Below are 22353 nucleotides of genomic sequence, written 5' to 3'. Positions count from 1 at the left end.
TCGAAAGTACATCCAGAATCAACGGTAATTCTCGTAACCTTGTAAAACCTGGACGGTATTTCTGAATTTTAATAGAAGGAGATGTGAACATGTCTGTTGAGCTAAGCCAAAAAATGAAAATTAATATTGAAAACTTAAACAAAGACATCCGGTTGTTTTCACAGGTTCATCCAATAACGCCTGAAATGAAGACAACCCATAAAGGGGTATCACGCCTCGTTATGCTGGATCGATATACATTCAAAGATACTGAGAAGGTGACGTTAAGCAAAGGAGATTTCGTTGTTCTGACGATTAAAGAGGATCCTAAATTTCCTGCAAGAGGACTTGGGTTTATTCTTGACATAGACTGGGAAGAGAAAAAGGCGACCGTACTGGTTGAAGAAGAATTTCGCAGTGTGCTCGATCACCCTGAAGAATCAAAAACAGGAGTGATTAAGCGGTCTCTAGACGTCATTGAGAAGCCGTTAGAAGTTTTTTATGAGCAGATTGCCAAAAGAAATGCGAAAGGCTTAGCTTCGGTTGAAAAGACAGAAGAAAAGCGTCAAGAATGGTTTGAAAAGTTTTATCAAGAGTTATCGAATTTGAATTTTATTCCAGCTGGGCGAGTTCTTTATGGAGCAGGAGCAGATACGGATGTTACATACTTCAATTGTTATGTAATGCCGTTTGTCCAAGACTCTCGTGAAGGAATTTCTGAGCATCGCAAGCAAGTGATGGAAATCATGAGCCGTGGAGGCGGAGTGGGAACGAATGGGTCAACATTAAGACCAAGGAACACGCTCGCAAAAGGAGTAAATGGCAAATCCTCAGGATCCGTTTCTTGGTTGGATGATATTGCGAAGCTTACGCATCTTGTTGAGCAGGGGGGATCCAGAAGAGGCGCACAGATGATTATGTTAGCTGACTGGCATCCTGATATTATTGAATTCATCATTTCAAAAATGCAAAATCCAAGAATTTTACGTTTCTTAATTGAAAACACTCAAGACGAAACGATTAAAAAACTCGCGAATGAAAAATTGAAATTTACGCCACTTACTTTGCAAGATGAAGCCATGTACCAAGGGATCGTAAATTATAAAAATATACCTGGATACGGTGGCTTCAGTGCTGAAATCATTAAAAATGCGGAAGAAAAACTAGAAACTGGTGGGAATTATACGGTTCATAATCCTGAATTCCTGACTGGTGCAAATATATCTGTTACGATTACGAACGAATTTATGGAGGCAGTTGAAAACGACGACTTCTTTGAACTACGCTTCCCGGACGTTGAGTCGTATGATGCTGAGACAATGAAAATTTACAACGAAGAATGGCATAAATACGGTGATGTTCGTGAGTGGGGTAAGCTTGGTTATAAAGTACGCACATATAAGAAAATTAAAGCAAAAGAACTTTGGAATTTAATTAATATTTGCGCTACTTACTCAGCAGAGCCAGGCATTTTCTTTATCGACAATGCGAACGAGATGACGAACGCTCAAAGCTATGGACAAAAAGTTGTAGCAACGAACCCGTGTGGTGAGCAACCACTTGCCCCTTACAGTGTTTGTAACCTTGCTGCGGTTAATCTTGCGGAAATGGCTGACAAGGAAACAAAAACTGTTAATTTTGAAAAGTTAAAGCGTACTGTCGAAGTCGGGGTAAGGATGCAGGATAATGTGATTGATGCAACTCCATACTTCCTGCCTGAAAATAAGAAACAAGCTCTTGGTGAGCGTCGTGTAGGTCTAGGAGTTATGGGACTTCATGATCTCCTTATCTACTGTGAAACAGAGTACGGTTCTGAGAAGGGAAATGAGCTTGTTGATCAAGTGTTTGAAACAATTGCAACAACTGCGTACCGCGCTTCTGTTGAACTAGCAAAAGAAAAAGGCAGCTTCCCATTTTTAAATGGTGAAACAGCAGAAGAAACAAACCGCTTACGAAACGCATTTATCAATACTGGATTTATGAACAAAATGCCTGAAGATGTAAGTGAAGCGATTCTCGAAAATGGAATTCGAAACTCACACTTGCTAACTGTTGCTCCGACGGGTAAATTGCTTGCCCCCTATATTCGTAAGAATGTAGCGTAAACTTGGCTATATGCGGGAAACTCTGGCGTATCTCTTGCTACCTGAGCCTTGCCAGCTCGAATGCAGGTAAAAATGTAAGAGTGTTGGTGAAAACCTACCAGACAATCCGCAGGGAAGTCGTGGCTGACCCTTCAACGACTATACGCCGAGCAACCAAACTGAAATAGAACACACATTCTTATTTTATGCTATAATTAGTATGGGGTGTTTCTATGGATAAGAAATGTCTTAATTGCGGAATAAACATGAAGGTTAAACCCAGTCATTATGATAGAAAAAAATACTGTTCCCGATATTGCAAGACTCAATACCAAAGACTAAATCCACCTGATTTTTGGAAAGAGATGACAAAGAAACAAGAAATTTCTTGTACACACTGCGAAAAAAACTATTAAAGAAGCCAAGTGAGATTTTTAAAACAAACTTTTGTAATAGGCAGTGTAAAAAGGAGTACCAGATAAATAATGGTCATCTTTTTAATCAACACCTGTTAAAACAAGTCAGTTTAAAATGCCAAATTTGTGGAAAGAGTTTTCAAGTACCTCAAAATAGGGCTGTGACTGCTAAATATTGCTCTAAACATTGTTTAGGTAAGGCTAACGGTATAAGAGGAAAAAGAGATTATAGAAAAAGGTTGACGGTGAACTGTTCGAAATGTGGAAAGCCGTTTGATAAAAAACCTTCTGTAATTTATAAATTAAACTTTTGTTCCGTTGAATGCATGGCACATTATTATTCCGAAACAGGAATGTTTTCAGGTAAGAATAGTGGTACGTGGGCGGGTGGCGATATCAACTATTATGGTCCAAATTGGTTGAGTCAACGAAAAAAAGCGAGGGAACGAGATAGCTATAAATGTCAGGACTGTGGGATAACAGAAGAACAATATGGACATGAATTATCGGTTCATCATATTGTTCATTTCCGTAAATTTAAAGGTGATTGGGTTCTAGCAAATGAACTAACTAATTTAGTTACACTTTGTGAATATCCATGTCACCGAAAAAGACATTCAAATAAACTACATGGTTGATGATATAGTCTGACCCATATGGCGACATATGGAGCGGGTACTGATAATCCCGCCCTCTATCATAAAGGTAGGGAGTAACAAAAGTGAGCACCGGAACAATGGTTGGCGTTTCAACAGGACTTGAGCCGTACTTCTCATTCTCTTATTTTAGAAGCGGTCGTCTTGGAAAATTTATTGAAGTGAAAGCAGATATTGTGCAGGAATATTTAGATAAACATCCTGAAGTAGATCCGGACAACTTGCCAAATTGGTTTGTAACAGCGATGGAGCTTGCTCCTGAAGCTCATGCCGATGTACAATGTGTGATTCAGCGCTGGATCGACAGTTCTATTAGCAAAACGGTTAACGCTCAAAAAGGTTATAGTGTTGAACAAGTTGCAAAAGTATACGAACGCCTTTACAAAGGTGGAGCGAAAGGTGGTACTGTCTATGTTGACGGTTCCCGTGACACTCAAGTTTTAACATTAAAAGCAGAAGAGAATAGCTTTGAGGAAGTAAATCAAACGAAGAAAGAAAAAATAAAACAACATGTTGTTCTAGTGGATACAATCAATGAATTACGCTCTACAAATGTAACGATTGGTTCTGAAGTTGGCAACACTTGTCCAGTATGCCGCAAAGGAGAAGTAAAAGAAATCGGTGGCTGCAATACTTGTACAAACTGTAATGCCCAATTAAAATGTGGTTTATAAACAGTGACCTGAGAGGATGGAAATAATTTTCCATCCTTTTTTCTCATTTCTCGTAAATAATAACGATAGTTCAGGTAGAAATGAGGGAGTAATTTGGAAGCATTTATTCCGCAGCTAGTCTATATAGAGCCCCAAGCGTTAGAATATCCATTAGGTCGAGAACTAAAAGAAAAATTTGAACGTATGGGGCTTGAAATAAGAGAGACGACTTCACATAACCAAGTAAGGGGGATACCAGGAGACAACGAATTGCAACAATATCGAAATGCAAAATCCACTCTTGTTGTAGGTGTTAGACGTACACTTAAATTCGATACATCAAAACCATCGGCCGAGTATGCGATTCCTCTTGCAACAGGTTGTATGGGTCATTGTCATTACTGTTATTTACAGACGACCCTTGGCAGCAAGCCTTATATTCGGACTTATGTAAATCTTGATGACATCTTTGAACAAGCTGTAAAATATATGGAAGAAAGAAAACCTGAGATCACAAGATTTGAAGCGGCATGTACATCCGATATCGTTGGAATCGACCATCTGACACATGCGTTAAAAAAGACGATTGAATTCATTGGGGAAACTGAATATGGTCAACTTCGATTCGTGACGAAATTTCACCATGTTGACCATCTCCTTGACGCAAAGCATAATGGAAAAACTCGCTTTCGGTTTAGTGTAAATTCACGATATGTCATTAAGCATTTCGAACCGGGTACCTCATCTTTTGATGAACGACTTGAAGCTGCTAGAAAAGTAGCTAGGGCAGGTTACCCACTCGGATTTATTGTCGCACCTATTTACCGACATGAAGGGTGGAAAGAAGGATATCACGAATTATTTGAACGTTTGGCAAAGTCTTTGGAAGGGATTAATCTTAATGACCTTACATTTGAGTTAATTCAACACCGATTCACGAAACCGGCCAAAAAGGTGATTATGAAACGTTATCCGAAAACGAAGCTAGAAATGGATGAGGAGAATCGTAAATACAAATGGGGTCGCTATGGAATTGGAAAGTATGTATATCAAACTGATGAGGCTGCCGAATTGGAAAAAACAATTCGTGAATCAATTCATTATTTCTTTCCGAGTGCAGAAATTCAATATTTTACTTAATTAGAAAATTTTGCTTGTACGCCGTACTATTTTACATAAGAGCCGCTTAAAGATGTAACAAGCAAGTTACAGACGGGAGTGGACCTGGATGTATATAGATGGCGTTTTCTCTGGAGGAGGAATTAAGGGATTTGCCTTAATTGGTGCGTATAAAGCAGTAGAGGAAAGAGGTTTTCGTTTTAAACGTGTAGCTGGAACAAGTGCAGGCTCCCTCGTTGCTGCACTCATTGCCGCTGGATATACGAGTAAGGAAATTGATTTGCTAATAAGTGAGATGGATTTGAAAAAATTCATGGACTCACGAAACTCCGTCATCCCTACTGCATTAGCGAAGTGGTTATTTTTATATTGGAAACTGGGGATCTATCGAGGGAAGGAGCTTGAAGCTTGGGTAGCAGATAAATTAGCGATGAAGGGAATAAGGACGTTTGGTGACTTCCCACCAGAGACACTTAGGGTAATAGCTTCAGACTTAACGAATGGGAGAATAATGATACTTCCGGATGATTTACAAAATTATGGTTTAAGTCCAACATCTTTTTCGGTTGCAAAAGCGATCCGGATGAGCTGTAGCCTTCCATTTTTTTTTGAACCTGTAAAAATAAGAGACCCAGAAGGTAAAATTATTATCGTTGATGGAGGGGTCCTCAGCAATTTTCCAATGTGGTTATTTGATAAGCAGAACATTCAAAAAATCCGGCCTGTATTAGGTGTGAAGTTAAGTCACAAATTAAGTGAGCACCCTCGCCATGAAATCAACAATGCAATTAATTTGTTCGAAGCTTTGTTTGAAACAATGAAAGATGCTCATGATGCTAGATATATATCGAGGAAACATGAGAAAAATATCATCTTTATCCCAACAGATGGGGTTATGACTACAGAGTTTGAATTGACCGATGAAAAGAAGCAAGAACTAATTCAATTAGGGTGGGATCGTGCAACGCAATTTTTCAAAAAATGGAGCTATTAAAAAAATCGAGCCTAAAAAGAGGCTCGATTTTTTTTCTTTCCTTTTTTTCCTTCGATAACTGTTAGATGTGAAGTATCTCGATTTTTCTTTCGTGCCATTGAAAAGGGTTTTACCGTTGAACGTTTTGACGAAGGAGAAGGTATGTTCTCTTTTTTCAGGAAACGTTTTTTTGATTTTTTTGCTGCTTTTTTGAAAGCGTGTTGCTCATGCTTTTGCGTAGGGGATCCTTGAGTAATACGTTGTACAATGAAAAAAATGACACCGGCGACTATCGCCATAATTGCAATCGTTTTAAAAAATGAAGCTGGGTCATTAATTAACTGAGATATGATCCCAATAGCTGCAAGAGCTATAAGTCCCATCACAATATAAAATGAAGTCCGATTTTTCAAAAAAGCCACCTCCCTAAAAGCATCATGAGCAAATTATTCAAATTTTAAACTAAGTGAGTATATTTTTAAATTTAATTCACTTATTTTTCCATATATATGCAATTATGTAGTAGTTAGTCAAATGTCCTTCTTAATTTGTCTATATAACATACTTTGATTACATTTTACCAGAAATATCAAAAATTCTCTAGTTATAGAGCTTGGCTAACAAAGGAGAAATTAAACTGTCATTTCATGCAAGGGAAAAAGGAGTATGGGCATAATAATGAACGGAGGTGCTGTGAAAATGGAGGGAAATCATCAGCGGCTTGAGCAAAATCAACGTGAAAAACCGCTATCTTTTATTAGTATAGTGATTATTACTGGCTTTGTAGGGGGGGTTCTTTGGAGTTCACTCGCCCTACTTGCTCACTATTTTAATTTCACGGATATTCGTCCGAATATGATTCTTGAACCGTGGGCTCTTGGTGATTGGAAAAGAGGATGGATTGGAACGGTGTTTTCACTCATAACAATTGGTCTTATTTCAATTGGAGCTGCTTTGTTATATTATGCGTTATTAAGAAAATTTGATGGATTTTGGGTAGGATTAGCTTATGGGCTTGGCTTATTTTTTCTCGTCTTTTATGTGTTAAATCCGATTTTCCCTGGAGTTCAATCTTTTTGGAAACTTTCATGGAATACATTAATAACAACTGCATGTTTCTATCTATTATATGGCGTTTTTATAGGCTATTCTATTTCATTTGAAGAATCGGAACGGGGAGCTAGAGAGGAATTGGCTGAGAACGGTAATTCATAACACAAAAGTAGTGTGATTGAAAGCGGGTATGTTAGAATGTTCTTATTGAACATTCTTTTTTGACGGGTTAGGAGTGTATAACGAATGAAACTACAGAAACTACAGGAACGCTTAGTTAAACTTGGGATCGACGGGATGTTAATCACGAGCAACTATAACAGAAGATATATGACAGGGTTTACTGGTAGTGCTGGCGTTGTTTTAATCAGTGTAAAACAAGCTGTTTTTATAACGGACTTTCGATATACGGAGCAGGCAGCGAAACAATGCCAAGGGTATGAGATTATACAACAGAAGGAAAGCATTACTGATGAAGTGTCAGCCCAAGTGAAAAGGCTGGGAATAAAAAAGCTTGGTTTTGAGGAGGATGTAGTCACTTTTGCCTCTTACAAAGCATTCGAAAAAGCAATCTCTGCGGATCTAGTTCCTATTTCTGGAGAAATTGAAAAGTTACGCTTGATTAAGACAGAAGCAGAGATTAAGATATTAAAGGAAGCTGCAGCAATCGCAGACGCTGCATTTAAACATATTCAGGAATTCATTCGTCCCGGCTTAACAGAGTTGCAGGTGTCGAATGAATTAGAGTTCTTTATGAGATCTATGGGGGCTACTTCATCTTCATTCGATATCATCGTCGCTTCTGGTTATCGTTCAGCACTCCCGCATGGTGTAGCAAGTGATAAAATCATTGAATCAGGAGAAATTGTCACTCTTGATTATGGTGCTTATTACAAGGGATATGTTTCCGATATAACGAGAACGATTGCGGTTGGTGAACCATCTGAAAAATTAAAAGAAATTTACCATATCGTCCTTGAAGCTCAGCTAAGAGCTGTAAATGGGATTAAACCAGGGATGACTGGCAAACAGGCGGATGCTTTGACAAGAGATTATATTACAGATAAAGGTTATGGAGTGTATTTTGGCCATTCTACAGGTCATGGCATAGGACTGGAGGTTCATGAAGGTCCTGCTTTATCAGCGAAATCTGATATTGTATTACAGCCTGGAATGACTGTCACGGTTGAACCTGGAATATACATAGCTGGCCTTGGCGGTGTTAGAATTGAGGATGACATTGTGATCACTCAAGATGGTAATGAAAGACTGACCCATTCTACAAAAGAGCTGATTATTCTTTAGAAGTCTTAGGAGGATTTACATGATTTCAGTAAACGATTTTCGCACAGGTTTAACAATCGAAGTGGACAATAGTATTTGGCGTGTAATGGATTTTCAACATGTTAAACCAGGTAAAGGAGCTGCCTTTGTCCGTTCTAAGCTTCGTAATCTACGAACTGGAGCAGTACAAGAGAAAACTTTTCGTGCAGGTGAAAAAGTAGCCAAGGCACAAATTGATAACCGCAGAATGCAATACTTATATGCGAGTGGGGATCAACATATTTTCATGGATAATGAATCATACGAACAAATTGAGTTACCGGCAAATGCAATCGATTATGAATTAAAATTCCTGAAAGAAAATATGGAAGTATCAATTATGATGTACCATGGTGAAACCCTTGGGGTAGAACTGCCAAACACAGTAGAACTTGAAGTAACTGATACAGAACCAGGGATCAAAGGGGATACGGCTTCTGGTGGAACGAAGCCGGCTACACTTGAAACAGGTCTTACCGTTCAAGTTCCATTCTTTGTGAACCAAGGGGATCGATTAATCATTAATACAACAGATAGTTCTTACGTATCACGCGCGTAAGACAACGGAGAAAAAACCTGCCTTACTTTTTTAGTAAGCAGGTTTTTTCTTTATTTCTAGGATGTTCTTCATAAAATTTTTCTTTCATTTTCCGAAATAGTAATATTTATCACTACTTCTACAATGGGTATTTGTTAGAATAAATCCAGTTAAACCATTGAAGATAAGAGGTGACAACAACATTGAAACGTTTTATCGCTCTATTGCTTATAGGGGTTCTTACAATAGGGATTTTTTCTGGCTGTAATTCCAAAAATGAAGAGCATGTTCTTGATGATAAGCATGCTATGATGCCTGATTATGTTTTACAAGCATCACCAAAGGTTCAAGAAACGTATATTCTGGCTGCAAAATATCCAGAAGTGTTAGCTTCGGTTCCTTGTTATTGTAATTGTTATGAATCATCAGGTCATATGAATAATTTGGCGTGTTTTGTTAAAGATATTGGCCCTGACAAAGCAGTGAATCAATGGGACCCTCATGGAATCACTTGAGATATTTGTGTAAATATCGCCCGTGAGGCGGTTGAAATGAATCAAAATGGGAAAGATATTCAAGAGATTTACGATTTGATTACAAAGAAGTATGAAAAATATGGGGTTCCTACACCAACGCCTGCTCCAATGTAGGGGAGGAAAATGAACAAACGAATTAGTATTCTTATATTCCTTGTTTTAAGTTTAAGTCTTATCATTTTATTAATTGCTCCAATCAATCGTAAGGAGCAGGCCTTTATTGACGCAGGGGAACGTTTGTATAAACAAACTTGCGCTTCATGTCACGGAGACAATGGGAAGGCAGAGGGGCAATTTTTGGGAACTGCCCTGAATAATCAGCTTTATCTTAATACTTTTTCTAACGAGGATATTTTTTTGCAAATAAAGGAAGGAAGACCTGAAGCGATGATGCCTGAATATGGCTCCTCGCTAAATGAGGAGGAAATTAATCAGCTTGTTGCTTTCATTCGGAACTGGCAGACAGAAAAATTGGCAATATCTGCTCCGACTGTTTTTGATGGGGATTCTTTAAACGGTAAAAACTTGTATAGCTTATACTGTGCCAATTGTCATGGAATAACAGGAAGTGGGTTGAATGGTACTGCAACTGCTGTAGGTAATCCTCATTATTTGAAGAACACGACAGATGCGCAAATATGGATTTCTACTGCGTATGGACGGGAAGACACTCGTATGGGGCCTTCATTATTAGGACTGGATGGTGTGAGGCAGCTCGAATCAGAACAAATCACGGATATTGTTACTTTTATTCGACAAGAGTTGCAACATAAGTATAATCCAGAGGAAAAAACATATCAGCCACAAGATACGATTAAGAATGAGAATGAATAAGAAAAAGCACTTCAAGCACTCCAAAAATGGAGTGCTTTTTGTGTATCTTCAGAAATAGATGAATAACTATTTAAATTCATTGGAGTCATAATGTGTCCAAGCTAGCATACATTTTAAGTATTAAGAGGGCTTATTCAGGGAGGAGTCGATATGCAAGAAATACTTTCCTTTTTACCAAAGCGAATTGTGGATACCCTGGAAACGGTTCAGCAGATTCAAGAAAATATAGAAGAAATTAGATTGAGGATTGATCGGCCATTAGAAATAACAGCAGGTGGGAGGCCAACGTTTTTATCCTATATTGTCCAGCCTGATGACGGAATTCAATTATTAAATAGACTTGGCAATTTCTCAATGTACACACTTGAAGAAGAATTAAAACGGGGCTATATCACAATTGCTGGAGGTCACAGGATTGGTTTAGCTGGGAAAGTCATCCTTGATGATGGAAAAGTGAAGGCAATTAGAGATGTTTCTTCCTTTAATATTCGAATTGCTAGGGAAAAAATCGGGAGTGCAAATTCACTCCTCCCATCCATATATACAGGTGAATGGAAGCATACGATGATTATAGGGCCTCCTCAAACTGGGAAGACGACTCTGTTACGAGATATTGCTAGACTTATTTCCTCAGGAATTCCTGATTTAAGGATTCCTCCGCTTAAGGTTGGGATTGTTGATGAAAGGTCAGAAATTGCCGGGTGTGTTAACGGTGTTCCACAACTCAGTTTTGGACCTCGAGTGGATGTACTGGATTCTTGTCCAAAGGCGGAAGGGATGATGATGATGATTCGTTCAATGAGTCCGGATGTGTTAATCGTGGATGAAATTGGACGTGAAGAAGATTCAGTGGCCATCATGGAAGCAGTGAATGCGGGAATCAAGCTTATCATGACAACTCATGGAACTTCTTTAGATGATATTGTAAAACGTCCAACATTGAAGCCAATCATTGAACTTGGAATCTTTGAACGATTCATTGAGCTTTCAAGAGCTACCGGACCAGGTACTGTTACTTGTATTAAAGACCATATAGGTCGTGAGATTAGTAAAAAAGTGAGTGTGAGCGAATGATAAAGCTATTCGGAGCTGCACTTATTATTGCTGCCACAACTTGGACGGGCTTTGAAGTTGCTAGACAGTTAAATGAACGCCCGAAACAACTGAGAATGTTGAAATCTGCTCTTCAATCGCTTGAAGCAGAAATTATGTTTGGTCATACCCCACTCCATGAAGCTTCTCGAAGGCTAGCCACCCAGTTTTCAAACCCAATTTCTTCCCTATTTGATCTGTTTGCAACAAAGCTGACGAAGGGGGAAACAACAGTTCGAAATGCATGGGAGGAAAGTTTAAAAGATGTGTGGAAGCTAACCGCCTTAAAGCAAGGAGAGTTTGAAGTACTGAGACAGTTTGGTGAAACCCTTGGGCGTCATGATCGTTTCTCACAACAAAAACAAATTATATTGACAATAAAACACCTTGAAAGGGAAGAAGCAGATGCCTGCGACAGGCAAGTGAGATACGAAAAAATGGTTAAAAGTCTCGGCTTTTTATCGGGATTATTATTAATCATCTTATTGATGTAGCTAATAGGAGGAAAACGGATGGGTTTAGACGTGGATATTATTTTTAAAATCGCAGGTGTCGGCATTGTTGTTGCATTTTTGCATACCATTCTTGATCAGATGGGAAAAAAGGAGTACGCCCAATGGGTTACCTTATTTGGATTTATCTATATCCTTTTTATGGTCGCCTCAATTGTGGATGAGTTATTTGACAAAATTAAATCTGTCTTTCTATTTCATGGATAAGGGAGGGCTAAGCAATTGAAATTGTACAAATAATTGGAATTGCGCTTGTTGCTACCTTTCTTGCCCTTATCTTAAAAGAGCAAAAACCTAATTTTGCTTTTTTAGTCGTTGTTTTTACAGGGTGTGTTATTTTTCTTTTCCTCGTCGATCAAATTAAGTTAATTATCAATATGATTCAAACCCTAGCTATAACTGCAAATGTCAACCTTATCTATGTAGATACGATTTTAAAAATTATCGGGATAGCTTATATTGCAGAGTTTGCCGCTCAAATTACGAAAGATGCCGGACAAGGTTCACTCGCCTCAAAAATTGAACTTGGAGGAAAGATCCTTATTCTAGCGATGGCGATACCCATCTTAAGCGTGTTGATAGAAACGATTCTCCAGCTAATCCCTGGATGACGAAAGGATCATATTGTGATGGGGTGAAAAAATGAAGCAACGGATGCCGATTCTTCTTAGCACTGTTCTTTTTATGTTCTTTTCATTTTCCTCTAGTGTACATGCTGTTGTTGGCAATGAAGTGAACAGTAATCCCGCCAATACAGATGAGATTGCCGAGGAACAGTTAGACGCCTTGAATATCGATGAATTACAGCGGTTTTGGGAAGATATTTTAAATGAGTATGGGGGATTTCTACCAGAAAGTCAAAAAGGAAGTTTATATGATTTTATAAAAGGAGAGAAAAAATTTAGTCTCCAAGAATGGTTCAATGGAATCATAAAGTTTACTTTTCATGAGTTTATTGCGAATGGAAAATTACTTGGCTCGCTCATTCTCCTTACGATTTTTAGTATCTTTTTACAAACATTACAAAATGCTTTTGAAAAAAGCAACATCAGTAAAGTAGCTTATGCAATCGTCTTTATGGTACTCATCATCATTGCATTAAACAGCTTCCATGTTGTGATTGGTTATACGAATGAAACGATTGCCAGGATGATTCATTTTATTCTTGCTCTTATCCCGCTTTTACTGGCACTTATCGCCTCATCAGGTGGATTTGTCTCAGCAGCTTTTTTTCATCCTGTCATTCTGTTTTTAATGAATACAAGTGGGATTTTTATTCAGTATGTGGTTTTGCCGTTATTATTACTTTCAGCTGTCCTTAGTATCGTTAGTATTTTATCAGAACATTATAAAGTGACGCAGTTAGCTGGTCTTCTCCGCAATTGGAGCATTGCGCTGCTTGGATTATTTCTTACCGTCTTTCTTGGGGTTATTTCTGTCCAAGGAGCAGCTACAGCGGTAACGGATGGAGTTACTTTAAGAACTGCGAAGTTTATGACAAGTAATTTTATCCCTGTTATTGGTCGCTTTTTTACTGATGCAACAGATACGGTAATTAGTGCTTCGCTTTTATTAAAGAATACAGTTGGAATAGCAGGAGTAGCAATTGTTCTACTTATTGCTGCTTTTCCCGCTGTGAAAATTTTGCTCATCGCTTTTATCTATAAATTTGCTGCTGCTCTTCTACAACCACTTGGAGGAGGTCCTGTTATTAAATGTCTTGATGTCATTAGCAAAAGCATAATTTATGTTTTTGCCGCGCTAGCTATTGTTTCGCTCATGTTTTTTTTAACTATTACAATAATTGTGGCAGCAGGTAATTTGACGATGATGGTGAGATAGGAGGAGCAAAAGTGGATTTTCTAACAGCGTGGATAACGAATATTATATTATTTATTTTGATCGCAACTGTGATTGATATGCTTCTACCAAATTCCAGTTTGCATAAATACGTAAAAGTGGTCATAAGCTTGCTGCTAATTTCTATCATTCTATCACCAATTTATAAAGTTATATCAAGTGATTTTGAGACAGCGATTGCTTCGATGACGAATTTCCAAGGAGAAAATCAATATAAAAATCTAGAAAATTCAATAGAAATGCAGAAAAAAGAAATACAAGCCTCCCAACATGCATATATTTTAAAACAAACAGCTGTCCAGCTTCAGTTGGACGCAGAGGAGGAGTTGATGGAAAAATACGGTATGAAAATTGCAAATATTGAAATACAGGCTGATGAAATTGATGAGAATTTGTCTCCTGAAAGTTTGCAATCTATTAAAGTAAGGATTGTTAATCAAGGGGATGAGGATGATACAGTAGCAGTCGTAAAAGAAGTACAAATTGATACAGCCCAACCCCTTCCATCAGAACAGAGATCAAAACACATCAATGAAATCTCCACTTTATTATCTGAAAAGTGGAATGTTCCGAAAACGTCAATTGAACTTTTCATTGAAGGGGGGACATAACAAATGGACAATGACAAAGGACCTAAATCTTGGTTAAATGGGCTATTTAAAAAAGAAAATTCGCCCGATAAGAAACCGGGGAAATATCCATACTTCCTTATCGTTGTTTTGTTTGGAATCGCCGTTATGCTCGTTTCGAATTTGTTTGGAGGCAATTCAAGTAGCTCTAATGATTTGCCAGCCTTTAATAATCAGTCAGATAAACAGGAGGATGCACCTGCATTTGGACAACAAAAGTCGGTTGAAAATAATATCATCGCTAAATATGAGGAGGCCTATAAAACAGAGCTCAAAGAAGCACTTGAAACCATTATGGGAGTTGGTGAAGTGACGGTTGTCGTTAATGTCGATGCTACTGAAAAAAAAGTTTTTGAAAAAAATACGGTAACTCAGTCGCAGTCGACTGATGAAGTTGATCAACAAGGGGGAAAACGTACAGTTGAGGATTTATCTAAGGATGAACAACTGGTCATTATTCGTGAAGGGGATAGCGAAACGCCAATTGTAATCGAAACAAAGAAGCCGACAATTCGAGGTGTGCTCGTTATTGCTAAGGGGGCTGAAAATGTCCAAGTGCAAAAATGGATAATCGAAGCTGTCACGAGAACACTAGATGTCCCAAGCCATAAAGTTTCCGTTTTGCCGAAAAAATCTAAGGGGGATTAATTCATGTTATTAAAGAAACAAACAGTATGGTTGTTAACAATGCTTAGTCTTGTAGTTGTGTTATCGGTTTATTATATAACTTCGCCAGATCCAAATCAGGGGAATTTTGCGACAGTCGGTGAACAGGAGGAGAATTCTGTTACAGAGGAAGAGAATTTATCGGAAGAAAATGCGGAAACAGCAAAAACGCAATCTGATGAAACAATTATTTCTGGAATTGCAAGTGATGAACAGTTTGAGGCATTGCGTCTTGAATTAAATGATCAACGGAGTGAAATGAAGGCTGAACTTCAAGATATTGTAGCCTCTACAGATCTCCCTGTTGAACAACGGAATGAAGCTTATAATGATATGAAAGAATTAGATGCAATTTCTCAAAAAGAACAAGTGTTAGAAACCTTAATTCGGACAATGGGTTATGGAGATGCATTAGTACGTGCGGATGGTGAAAAGGTCCGTATTACTGTTAAAGCACAAGACCATTCAACTGCAGAGGCAAATGAAATTATTCAGATGGTTCGAAATGAACTAGGGGCACTTCAAGCAGTGGCTGTAACTTTTCAGCCTGAAAAATAGGTATTAGGAATGGGGTCGGAGCATATTCCGGCCTTTTTCCATTTTTAGTACAAATAATATTTTGTAAAAAAATTTCCCTTTTCACTCAAAAAATATTAGAATAGATACAATAGTATGAAAACTCAGTGGTGGTCAAGGAATGATTATAGTAACATATTGAACTTTTATGTGGTATTATCGTATAGTGTTAGTATCTAGTAATAGAAGCCATTATGAAGGTAGCGTTTGTTACATAATCGCTTGATTAGAAAAAAACTTAAATCTTAAGAATGAACAAGGGGTGTCTCTAACATGTTAAAAGTTCAAGAAATTAGGGAATTAATAAAATTAATTGATCAATCGAACATCGAAGAATTTACATATGAAAGTGACGGAGCTAAAGTAAAAATGAAAAAAAATAGTACTGAAAGGCAAGTCGTCGTTGAGCCGGTAAAGCCTGTGGTAACAAAGTCTGCGCCTGCTGAAGTACCATCTTCAATACCAGCGCAGTCAGTTGCGGCAATTGTACAAAAAGAAGAGTCGAAGCAGGAGCCGAAATCAGAAGTTCCGAATGACGATACAGATTTACACAAAATTACTTCTCCAATGGTTGGAACTTTCTATCAATCTCCGTCTCCTGATGAGGATGTGTACGTTAAACCTGGTTCAAAGGTAAGCAATGATTCAATTGTATGTATCGTTGAGGCAATGAAGTTATTTAACGAGATTGAGGCAGAAGTGAATGGTGAAATCGTGGAAGTGCTTGTAAAAGATGGACAGCTTGTGGAATATGGTCAGCCTTTATTCCTGGTTAAACCTGAATAAGGAGAGATTATGATGATAAAGAAATTATTAATTGCGAACCGAGGAGAAATAGCTGTCCGTATTATTCGTGCCTGTCGAGAGTTAGGGATTGAATCTGTTGCAGTATACTCTGAAGCGGACAAAGAGTCATTACATGTACAGTTAGCTGATGAAGCCTATTGCATCGGACCAAAATTATCAAAAGATAGCTACTTGAATTTTACAAATATCATTAGTGTGGCTAAATTGACGGACTGTGATGCGATCCACCCGGGTTATGGTTTCCTAGCGGAGAATGCCGACTTTGCTGAATTGTGCCGCGAGGTGAATATTACATTTGTCGGGCCAACACCAGAAGCCATACAAAAGATGGGAACAAAAGATGTGGCACGTGAAACGATGCGAGAGGCCAATGTTCCGATTGTTCCTGGTTCAACAGGGATTATTAAAGATACTGATGAAGCAGTTGAACTAGCGAATACTATAGGGTATCCTGTGATCATTAAAGCAACGGCTGGCGGCGGTGGAAAAGGAATTCGGGTTGCTAGGACGGAAGAGGATTTAATTAAAGGGATTAATATTACGCAGCGGGAAGCAAGTACAGCATTTGGCAACCCTGGGGTATATATTGAAAAATATATCGAGGATTTTCGTCATGTAGAGATTCAAGTGCTTGCTGATAATTACGGAAATACCATTCACCTAGGTGAAAGGGATTGCACGATCCAAAGAAGGTTACAAAAGCTGCTTGAAGAAACACCATCACCTGCTTTGGATGGGGAAATGCGTGAAGAAATGGGAATTGCAGCAGTAAAAGCAGCAAAAGCAGTTGCTTATACAGGCGCTGGCACGGTAGAATTTATATATGATTATCGCAATCGTAAGTTTTACTTTATGGAAATGAATACACGAATTCAGGTGGAACATCCTGTAACGGAGATGGTAACCGGCGTTGATTTAATCAAAGAGCAAATTATGGTCGCTTCTGGCGAAAAGCTTAGTTTGCAACAGAAGGATGTAACTTTTAATGGATGGGCAATCGAATGTCGTATTAATGCTGAGAATCCAGAAAAGAACTTTATGCCATCAGCTGGAAAGATTAAAATGTATCTTCCTCCAGGTGGTTTAGGTGTTCGTGTTGATTCAGCTGCTTATCCTGGGTACACAATTCCACCTTACTATGATTCCATGATTGCGAAAGTCATATCATACGGCAGCAGTCGGGAAGAAGCGATTAGTCGTATGAAACGGGCACTGGCAGAGTTTGTGATTGAAGGAGTTCATACTACGATACCATTTCACATTAAATTGCTAAATCACGAGCAATTTGTTGGTGGCCAATTCAATACCAAGTTTTTAGAAACATATGACGTTATGTCAGAAGAATAACCTGGAGGTGAAGGCTATGAGTGAACAGCAGCATGTTCTCGAGATGAAGCAAGGCGATAACAGCCTTGGAAAGGTTGAGATTGCTCCTGAGGTTATCGAAGTAATCGCTGGAATTGCAGCCTCAGAAGTCGATGGAGTTTCGCAAATGAGAGGTGGATTTGCTTCTGGAGTTGTTGAACGACTCGGTAAAAAAAATCATGGAAAAGGCATTCGCGTTGAATTGGCTGACGAGGGTATTAAGGTAGATGTTTATTGCTCTATGAAGTTTGGTCTTTCGATTCCAAATGTTGCTCAACAAATTCAGAATAATATTAGGGAAGCGCTTCTAAATATGACTGCATTGGAAACAGCTGAAGTAAATGTTCATGTTGTAGGGATTCAATTTGAAAACCAAAAGCTCGAAAATGAATTTGAGGAAGAAGTGTAAGGTGAAAAACCAAAGGCGATTTCTGTCTTTGGTTTTTTTGCTGTTCATATAATTTCGACAATATTCTCGATTTTCTGCGACTGGATTCAAATGGACTTGATAAAGTTCGAAGGAAAAGTAAAAATAAGATAGAAGTATTCGCATCTGCATCATGGTATGCTATTATCTTGTTATGAATAGACAAGGTATACAGTCGTAAAGGAGTTTTGGAAAAAATGAAAAGAAGAACAGCACGGGAAAAGGCATTACAAGCTTTATTCCAAATCGATATAAGCAAGGTTGAAATAGTAGATGCTATTGACCATGTTCTTGATGAAGAAAAGAGTGATCCTTATTTATCTAAGCTTGTCGAAGGGACGGTTCAAAATCAGCAGGAGATAGACAATGTCATTAAGGCACACTTAGAAAAGTGGACAATGGACCGACTTGCCCCTGTGGATAGAAGTTTACTGAGACTAGCTGTTTTTGAGATGTTGCATTGTAAAGAAGTGCCTACAAATGTTGTGTTAGACGAGGCAATCGAAATAGCGAAAATCTATGGCGATGACCAATCTAGCAGATTTATAAATGGCGTGCTTTCGAAAGTAAAGCAAAATTATTTGTAATGATTTATTGGTTTTGGTTTCTAATGAGAAAGAGGAGGAGATATTATGAGTGCAACAATTATTGATGGGAAAGGAATTGCGGCGAAAAAAAAGCTCGAAATCGCCGAAGAGGTAGAACAGCTTAAGAAATCTGGCATCACTCCTGGTTTGGCTGTTATTTTAGTCGGTGATAACCAAGCCTCGCAAACGTATGTAAATAGTAAAGAGAAGACATGTAAGCAATTAGGAATGTATTCGGTTAAAATTGAACTTCCGGAATCGGTAACAGAAGAAGAATTATTAAGTAAAATAAAGCAGTTGAATAATGATGACTTAATTCATGGAATTCTTGTCCAACTTCCATTACCTGAGCATATTTGTGAGACAAAAGTCATTGAGGAGATTTCTCCTGAAAAAGATGTGGACGGTTTCCATCCCGTCAATGTCGGTAGAATGATGATTGGTCAAGATGCGTTTCTACCTTGTACCCCATATGGCATCATGGTTATGCTTAAAGAAGCAGGGATTCAAATCGAAGGCAAGCACGCTGTTGTGGTCGGACGTAGCAATATCGTTGGGAAACCGATTGGACAGTTATTATTGAATGAAAATGCTACTGTTACATATTGTCATTCAAGAACAAAAAACCTGGAAGAATATACGAAAACCGCCGATATCCTAATTGCAGCTGTTGGGATAGAAGGTTTTATAACAAAGGATCACGTGAATTCTGATGCAGTTGTCATTGATGTCGGCATTAACCGAAATCAGGATGGAAAATTATGTGGAGATGTTCGATATGAGGAGGTAAAAGAAGTCGTTGCGTTTATTACTCCAGTACCTGGAGGAGTAGGTCCAATGACCATTACGATGCTAATGTATAATACATTGAAATCAGCAAAAAATCACCTCGCTAAGCTTCAAAGAACACATCACTAATAGATGCAATAATTTAACTGCCTGTATCTGGTAAGCTTTGAGAGCATCATTCCATCTGTAACAGTGACGAATGGAATTTCAAAACTTATAATAGATATAGGCAGTTTTTATTTAACTCGAGCGACTAACATTCAATGGGGAACCCTCCTGAATGAAGTTTCACTTTTTACATCATTAAAATTTTAGAAATTTAGCAGTGTCTTGTCTTGCTATTAATCAATGTGTATTAGGTAGGGATGATAATGATGAGTGAAAAATACTTAACGGTTCAAGCTTTAACAAAATACATAAAACGAAAATTTGATGCTGACCCCCACTTACAGGATGTTTTTGTAAGAGGGGAAATTTCTAATTTTAAGCAACATTCGAGCGGTCACATGTATTTTACATTGAAGGACGAAAAAGCACGCATTCTTGCTGTTATGTTTGCAAGTTATAATCGTTCAATGAAGTTTCTTCCTGAAAACGGGATGAAGGTCCTGATAACAGGTGATATCTCTGTGTACGAGTCGAGCGGACAATATCAAATCTATGTAAAGGAAATGCAACCGGACGGAATTGGGGATTTATTTTTAGCATATGAACAAATGAAAGAACGTTTACAGAAGGAAGGCCTGTTTTCTCCTGATAACAAAAAACCACTTCCTCAACACCCGCAAACTGTTGGAGTGATAACTTCACCAACTGGCGCCGCCATCCGTGATATTTTAACGACGATTAAACGACGATTTCCGATTGCTAATATTCTTATCTTTCCAGCTTTAGTTCAAGGAGAGCAAGGAGCTTCATCGGTTGTAAAGGCAATTGGAAAAGCGAATGAACGAAATGATATAGATGTCCTCATTGTTGGAAGAGGTGGGGGATCGATTGAAGAATTATGGACATTTAACGAAGAAAGCGTAGCCAGAGCAATCTTCGCTTCAACAATCCCAATTATATCCGCCGTAGGCCATGAGACAGATTTTACCATTGCCGATTTTGTTGCTGACACGCGGGCACCAACACCAACTGCGGCAGCAGAAATTGCGGTTCCACATATCAATGAATTAATGGAAAGAGTATTGAATCGTCAAGCAAGGTTATTTAGAGGGATGAAAGAAAAAATAAGCCTTCAGCAAGAAAGGTATGATCGTTTAAAACGGTCTTATGCATTTCGGTACCCGCGAAGACTTTATGAACAAAAGCTAGAGCAGCTAGATAAAATGACGGAAGCATTGGTTCGTAGTACAAAAAAATTATCAATAACAAAAGAAGAAAATTTTAATCAACTAAAAAAAAGATTTGTCCGTCATCATCCTGAGGAATTACTGAAGCTTTCGCTAGAGGAACATACTCGCCTAACAAGAGCGTTAAACAGAGGAATGAAAGAAACCCTTATAAAACAGCAAAAAGAATTTTCAAGGGTAATCGCTACACTTGAAGCTTTAAGCCCATTAAAAATTATGGATCGTGGATATAGTTTAGCGTATAACGAGGATGGTAAGCTAATAAAAAACGTTTCACAAGTAAAAACAGAAGACCAGTTAACAGTACAAGTTTCCGATGGGAAAATAAAATGTGTTGTTATGAATATTACTGAGGAGAGGAATCGAAATGACAAATGATAAAAAGTTAACATTTGAAGAAGCGATGGAAAAATTGGAAGAGATTGTTGAAAAGCTTGAAGAAGGTGATGTTCCTCTGGAAGAGGCGATTAGCTTTTATAAAGAAGGGATGGAGCTTTCTAAACTTTGTCACAATAAATTAAAGAATGTCGAAAATCAGTTAACTCAAATATTAACGGATGATGGTCAAACGGTTGAGTTTACAATTAATGAGGAGGAATGATGATGCAAATGGCAGTTTTGAAACCCTTTATCTCGCAATATAAACCCGTTGTTGAACAGCGCTTAACCGAAGCTATAATAGCATTAGAAGCACCGAAAATGCTAAAAGACTCAATGTTATACTCATTACAGGCAGGTGGAAAGAGAATAAGGCCACTATTGTTATTCGCAACATTAAAGGCCTTTGGGTATCAACCAGAAAATGGGGTTGATGTTGCTGCAGCCATTGAAATGATTCATACATATTCCTTAATACATGATGATTTACCAAGTATGGATGACGATGACCTTCGAAGAGGGAAACCAACAAATCACAAAGTATTTGGTGAAGCTACGGCCATTTTAGCAGGGGATGCCTTGCTCACATTAAGCTTTAAACTGATCTCGACTTGTAATGAGATTGATGCGCATGTAAAACTGGCATTGCTAACACAATTATCAGATGCAGCAGGTGCTGAGGGAATGGTCGGTGGTCAAGTAAGAGATATGGACGGAGAGAAAAAACAACTTTCCATTAATGAATTAGAAGAGATTCATGTGAATAAAACAGGTCGTTTATTGAGTTATTCTGTTTTAGCTGGTGCCGAAATAGCGAAAGCGAATTCAGAGGTTAAAGAGAAACTACAGAAGTTCGCCTACCATATCGGGCTGGCTTTCCAAATTAGGGATGACATTCTTGACATAGAGGGAAATGAAGTTGAAATGGGGAAGCCGATTGGTAGCGATGCTGGAAATGAGAAAAATACATACCCTGCCTTATTGTCCTTATCAGGTGCCAAAGATGCGTTGAACAATCATATTCAACAAGCTAAAGAACTATTAACATCCACTGGACTTGACACACTCTTACTTGAGGAGATCACTGATCTCATCGGGTTAAGGACTTCCTGAAAAATCTTGAATATTGAGCAGTCAAGCTGTTTA

25 protein-coding genes and 2 pseudogenes are annotated in these 22353 nt (G+C 38.3%); 26 read left to right on the top strand and 1 reads right to left on the bottom strand.

All coding sequences use genetic code 11. From position 1 onward, the window contains the following. Nucleotides 1–89: 89 nt before the first annotated feature. The 5 genes and pseudogenes from GNT69_RS08165 to GNT69_RS08145 all read left to right on the top strand — a co-directional run. Nucleotides 90–2045: pseudogene (locus tag GNT69_RS08165) on the top strand (vitamin B12-dependent ribonucleotide reductase); the annotation flags it as partial. A gap of 679 nt (nucleotides 2046–2724) precedes the next feature. Further along, nucleotides 2725–3117, top strand: coding sequence for an HNH endonuclease (locus tag GNT69_RS08160; RefSeq protein WP_343206471.1), 393 nt, complete (start codon nucleotides 2725–2727; stop codon nucleotides 3115–3117). 86 nt (nucleotides 3118–3203) lie between these two features. Then, a pseudogene (locus tag GNT69_RS08155) lies at nucleotides 3204–3809 on the top strand (vitamin B12-dependent ribonucleotide reductase); the annotation flags it as partial. 93 nt (nucleotides 3810–3902) lie between these two features. Then, nucleotides 3903–4928: a spore photoproduct lyase gene (gene splB / locus GNT69_RS08150; RefSeq protein WP_203554458.1), complete on the top strand. Its 1026-nt coding sequence runs from the start codon at nucleotides 3903–3905 to the stop codon at nucleotides 4926–4928. An 88-nt stretch (nucleotides 4929–5016) separates the two neighbouring features. Beyond that, nucleotides 5017–5901 (top strand): patatin-like phospholipase family protein, encoded by an 885-nt coding sequence (locus GNT69_RS08145; protein ID WP_203554457.1) that lies wholly within the window; start codon nucleotides 5017–5019, stop codon nucleotides 5899–5901. A gap of 11 nt (nucleotides 5902–5912) precedes the next feature. Here the strand turns inward: GNT69_RS08145 and GNT69_RS08140 are convergent, their stop codons facing one another. Continuing rightward, a complete protein-coding gene (locus GNT69_RS08140; RefSeq protein ID WP_343206470.1) occupies nucleotides 5913–6302 on the bottom strand; it encodes an SA1362 family protein in 390 nt (129 codons plus the stop codon). A gap of 277 nt (nucleotides 6303–6579) precedes the next feature. Here GNT69_RS08140 and GNT69_RS08135 point away from each other — a divergent pair, with 277 nt between their 5' ends. The 21 genes from GNT69_RS08135 to GNT69_RS08030 all read left to right on the top strand — a co-directional run bounded on the left by GNT69_RS08135 (nucleotide 6580) and on the right by GNT69_RS08030 (nucleotide 22320). Further along, complete coding sequence (locus GNT69_RS08135) at nucleotides 6580–7095, top strand: YqhR family membrane protein (protein WP_203554456.1); 516 nt, start codon at nucleotides 6580–6582, stop codon at nucleotides 7093–7095. A gap of 84 nt (nucleotides 7096–7179) precedes the next feature. Continuing rightward, complete coding sequence (locus tag GNT69_RS08130; protein ID WP_203554455.1) at nucleotides 7180–8238, top strand: M24 family metallopeptidase; 1059 nt, start codon at nucleotides 7180–7182, stop codon at nucleotides 8236–8238. Nucleotides 8239–8257: 19 nt separating this feature from the next. Further along, nucleotides 8258–8815, top strand: a complete 558-nt coding sequence (gene efp, locus GNT69_RS08125; protein ID WP_203554454.1) for an elongation factor P — start codon at nucleotides 8258–8260, stop codon at nucleotides 8813–8815. 182 nt (nucleotides 8816–8997) lie between these two features. Beyond that, nucleotides 8998–9444: a PCYCGC motif-containing (lipo)protein gene (locus GNT69_RS25420; protein ID WP_343206469.1), complete on the top strand. Its 447-nt coding sequence runs from the start codon at nucleotides 8998–9000 to the stop codon at nucleotides 9442–9444. 9 nt (nucleotides 9445–9453) lie between these two features. Continuing rightward, nucleotides 9454–10164 (top strand): c-type cytochrome, encoded by a 711-nt coding sequence (locus GNT69_RS08110; RefSeq protein ID WP_203554451.1) that lies wholly within the window; start codon nucleotides 9454–9456, stop codon nucleotides 10162–10164. Nucleotides 10165–10314: 150 nt separating this feature from the next. Next, nucleotides 10315–11238, top strand: coding sequence for a stage III sporulation protein AA (gene spoIIIAA / locus GNT69_RS08105; protein WP_203554450.1), 924 nt, complete (start codon nucleotides 10315–10317; stop codon nucleotides 11236–11238). Beyond that, nucleotides 11235–11750 carry a stage III sporulation protein SpoIIIAB gene (gene spoIIIAB / locus GNT69_RS08100; RefSeq protein ID WP_203554449.1) on the top strand — a complete coding sequence of 172 codons (516 nt, stop codon included), beginning with the start codon at nucleotides 11235–11237 and terminating at the stop codon, nucleotides 11748–11750. The genes spoIIIAA and spoIIIAB overlap by 4 nt, the downstream gene beginning before the upstream one ends. A gap of 18 nt (nucleotides 11751–11768) precedes the next feature. After that, a complete protein-coding gene (gene spoIIIAC / locus GNT69_RS08095) occupies nucleotides 11769–11975 on the top strand; it encodes a stage III sporulation protein AC (RefSeq protein WP_203554448.1) in 207 nt (68 codons plus the stop codon). A gap of 14 nt (nucleotides 11976–11989) precedes the next feature. After that, complete coding sequence (gene spoIIIAD, locus GNT69_RS08090) at nucleotides 11990–12379, top strand: stage III sporulation protein AD (protein ID WP_343206477.1); 390 nt, start codon at nucleotides 11990–11992, stop codon at nucleotides 12377–12379. A 31-nt stretch (nucleotides 12380–12410) separates the two neighbouring features. Next, nucleotides 12411–13610 carry a stage III sporulation protein AE gene (spoIIIAE, locus tag GNT69_RS08085; RefSeq protein WP_203554447.1) on the top strand — a complete coding sequence of 400 codons (1200 nt, stop codon included), beginning with the start codon at nucleotides 12411–12413 and terminating at the stop codon, nucleotides 13608–13610. Nucleotides 13611–13621: 11 nt separating this feature from the next. Beyond that, entirely contained in the window at nucleotides 13622–14239 is a 618-nt protein-coding gene (spoIIIAF, locus tag GNT69_RS08080; protein WP_203554446.1) for a stage III sporulation protein AF, read from the top strand. Between the two features lie 3 nt (nucleotides 14240–14242). Further along, entirely contained in the window at nucleotides 14243–14905 is a 663-nt protein-coding gene (gene spoIIIAG, locus GNT69_RS08075) for a stage III sporulation protein AG (RefSeq protein ID WP_203554445.1), read from the top strand. Nucleotides 14906–14908: 3 nt separating this feature from the next. Then, the gene (locus GNT69_RS08070; RefSeq protein ID WP_203554444.1) at nucleotides 14909–15481 is read left to right on the top strand and encodes a SpoIIIAH-like family protein; all 573 of its coding nucleotides are present in this window, start codon (nucleotides 14909–14911) and stop codon (nucleotides 15479–15481) included. Nucleotides 15482–15772: 291 nt separating this feature from the next. After that, nucleotides 15773–16285 (top strand): acetyl-CoA carboxylase biotin carboxyl carrier protein, encoded by a 513-nt coding sequence (gene accB, locus GNT69_RS08065; RefSeq protein WP_203554443.1) that lies wholly within the window; start codon nucleotides 15773–15775, stop codon nucleotides 16283–16285. Between the two features lie 12 nt (nucleotides 16286–16297). Then, nucleotides 16298–17653, top strand: a complete 1356-nt coding sequence (gene accC / locus GNT69_RS08060) for an acetyl-CoA carboxylase biotin carboxylase subunit (RefSeq protein WP_203554889.1) — start codon at nucleotides 16298–16300, stop codon at nucleotides 17651–17653. A 16-nt stretch (nucleotides 17654–17669) separates the two neighbouring features. Further along, complete coding sequence (locus GNT69_RS08055) at nucleotides 17670–18080, top strand: Asp23/Gls24 family envelope stress response protein (protein WP_203554442.1); 411 nt, start codon at nucleotides 17670–17672, stop codon at nucleotides 18078–18080. A 215-nt stretch (nucleotides 18081–18295) separates the two neighbouring features. Next, nucleotides 18296–18685 carry a transcription antitermination factor NusB gene (gene nusB / locus GNT69_RS08050; RefSeq protein ID WP_203554441.1) on the top strand — a complete coding sequence of 130 codons (390 nt, stop codon included), beginning with the start codon at nucleotides 18296–18298 and terminating at the stop codon, nucleotides 18683–18685. Between the two features lie 45 nt (nucleotides 18686–18730). Further along, on the top strand, nucleotides 18731–19603 hold the full coding sequence (gene folD / locus GNT69_RS08045) for a bifunctional methylenetetrahydrofolate dehydrogenase/methenyltetrahydrofolate cyclohydrolase FolD (RefSeq protein WP_203554440.1): 873 nt from the start codon (nucleotides 18731–18733) through the stop codon (nucleotides 19601–19603). A 242-nt stretch (nucleotides 19604–19845) separates the two neighbouring features. After that, a complete protein-coding gene (xseA, locus tag GNT69_RS08040) occupies nucleotides 19846–21207 on the top strand; it encodes an exodeoxyribonuclease VII large subunit (protein ID WP_275411186.1) in 1362 nt (453 codons plus the stop codon). After that, nucleotides 21197–21430, top strand: coding sequence for an exodeoxyribonuclease VII small subunit (locus GNT69_RS08035; protein WP_203554439.1), 234 nt, complete (start codon nucleotides 21197–21199; stop codon nucleotides 21428–21430). Before xseA ends, GNT69_RS08035 begins: the two co-directional genes overlap by 11 nt. Before the next feature lie 2 nt (nucleotides 21431–21432). Further along, complete coding sequence (locus tag GNT69_RS08030; protein WP_203554438.1) at nucleotides 21433–22320, top strand: polyprenyl synthetase family protein; 888 nt, start codon at nucleotides 21433–21435, stop codon at nucleotides 22318–22320. The last annotated feature ends 33 nt before the right edge of the window (nucleotides 22321–22353 follow it).

Origin of the sequence: Bacillus sp. B15-48 (assembly GCF_016879755.1) — a bacterium.
Classification (GTDB): domain Bacteria; phylum Bacillota; class Bacilli; order Bacillales; family Cytobacillaceae; genus Mesobacillus_B.
This window is presented reverse-complemented; position numbering and strand designations above follow the sequence as displayed.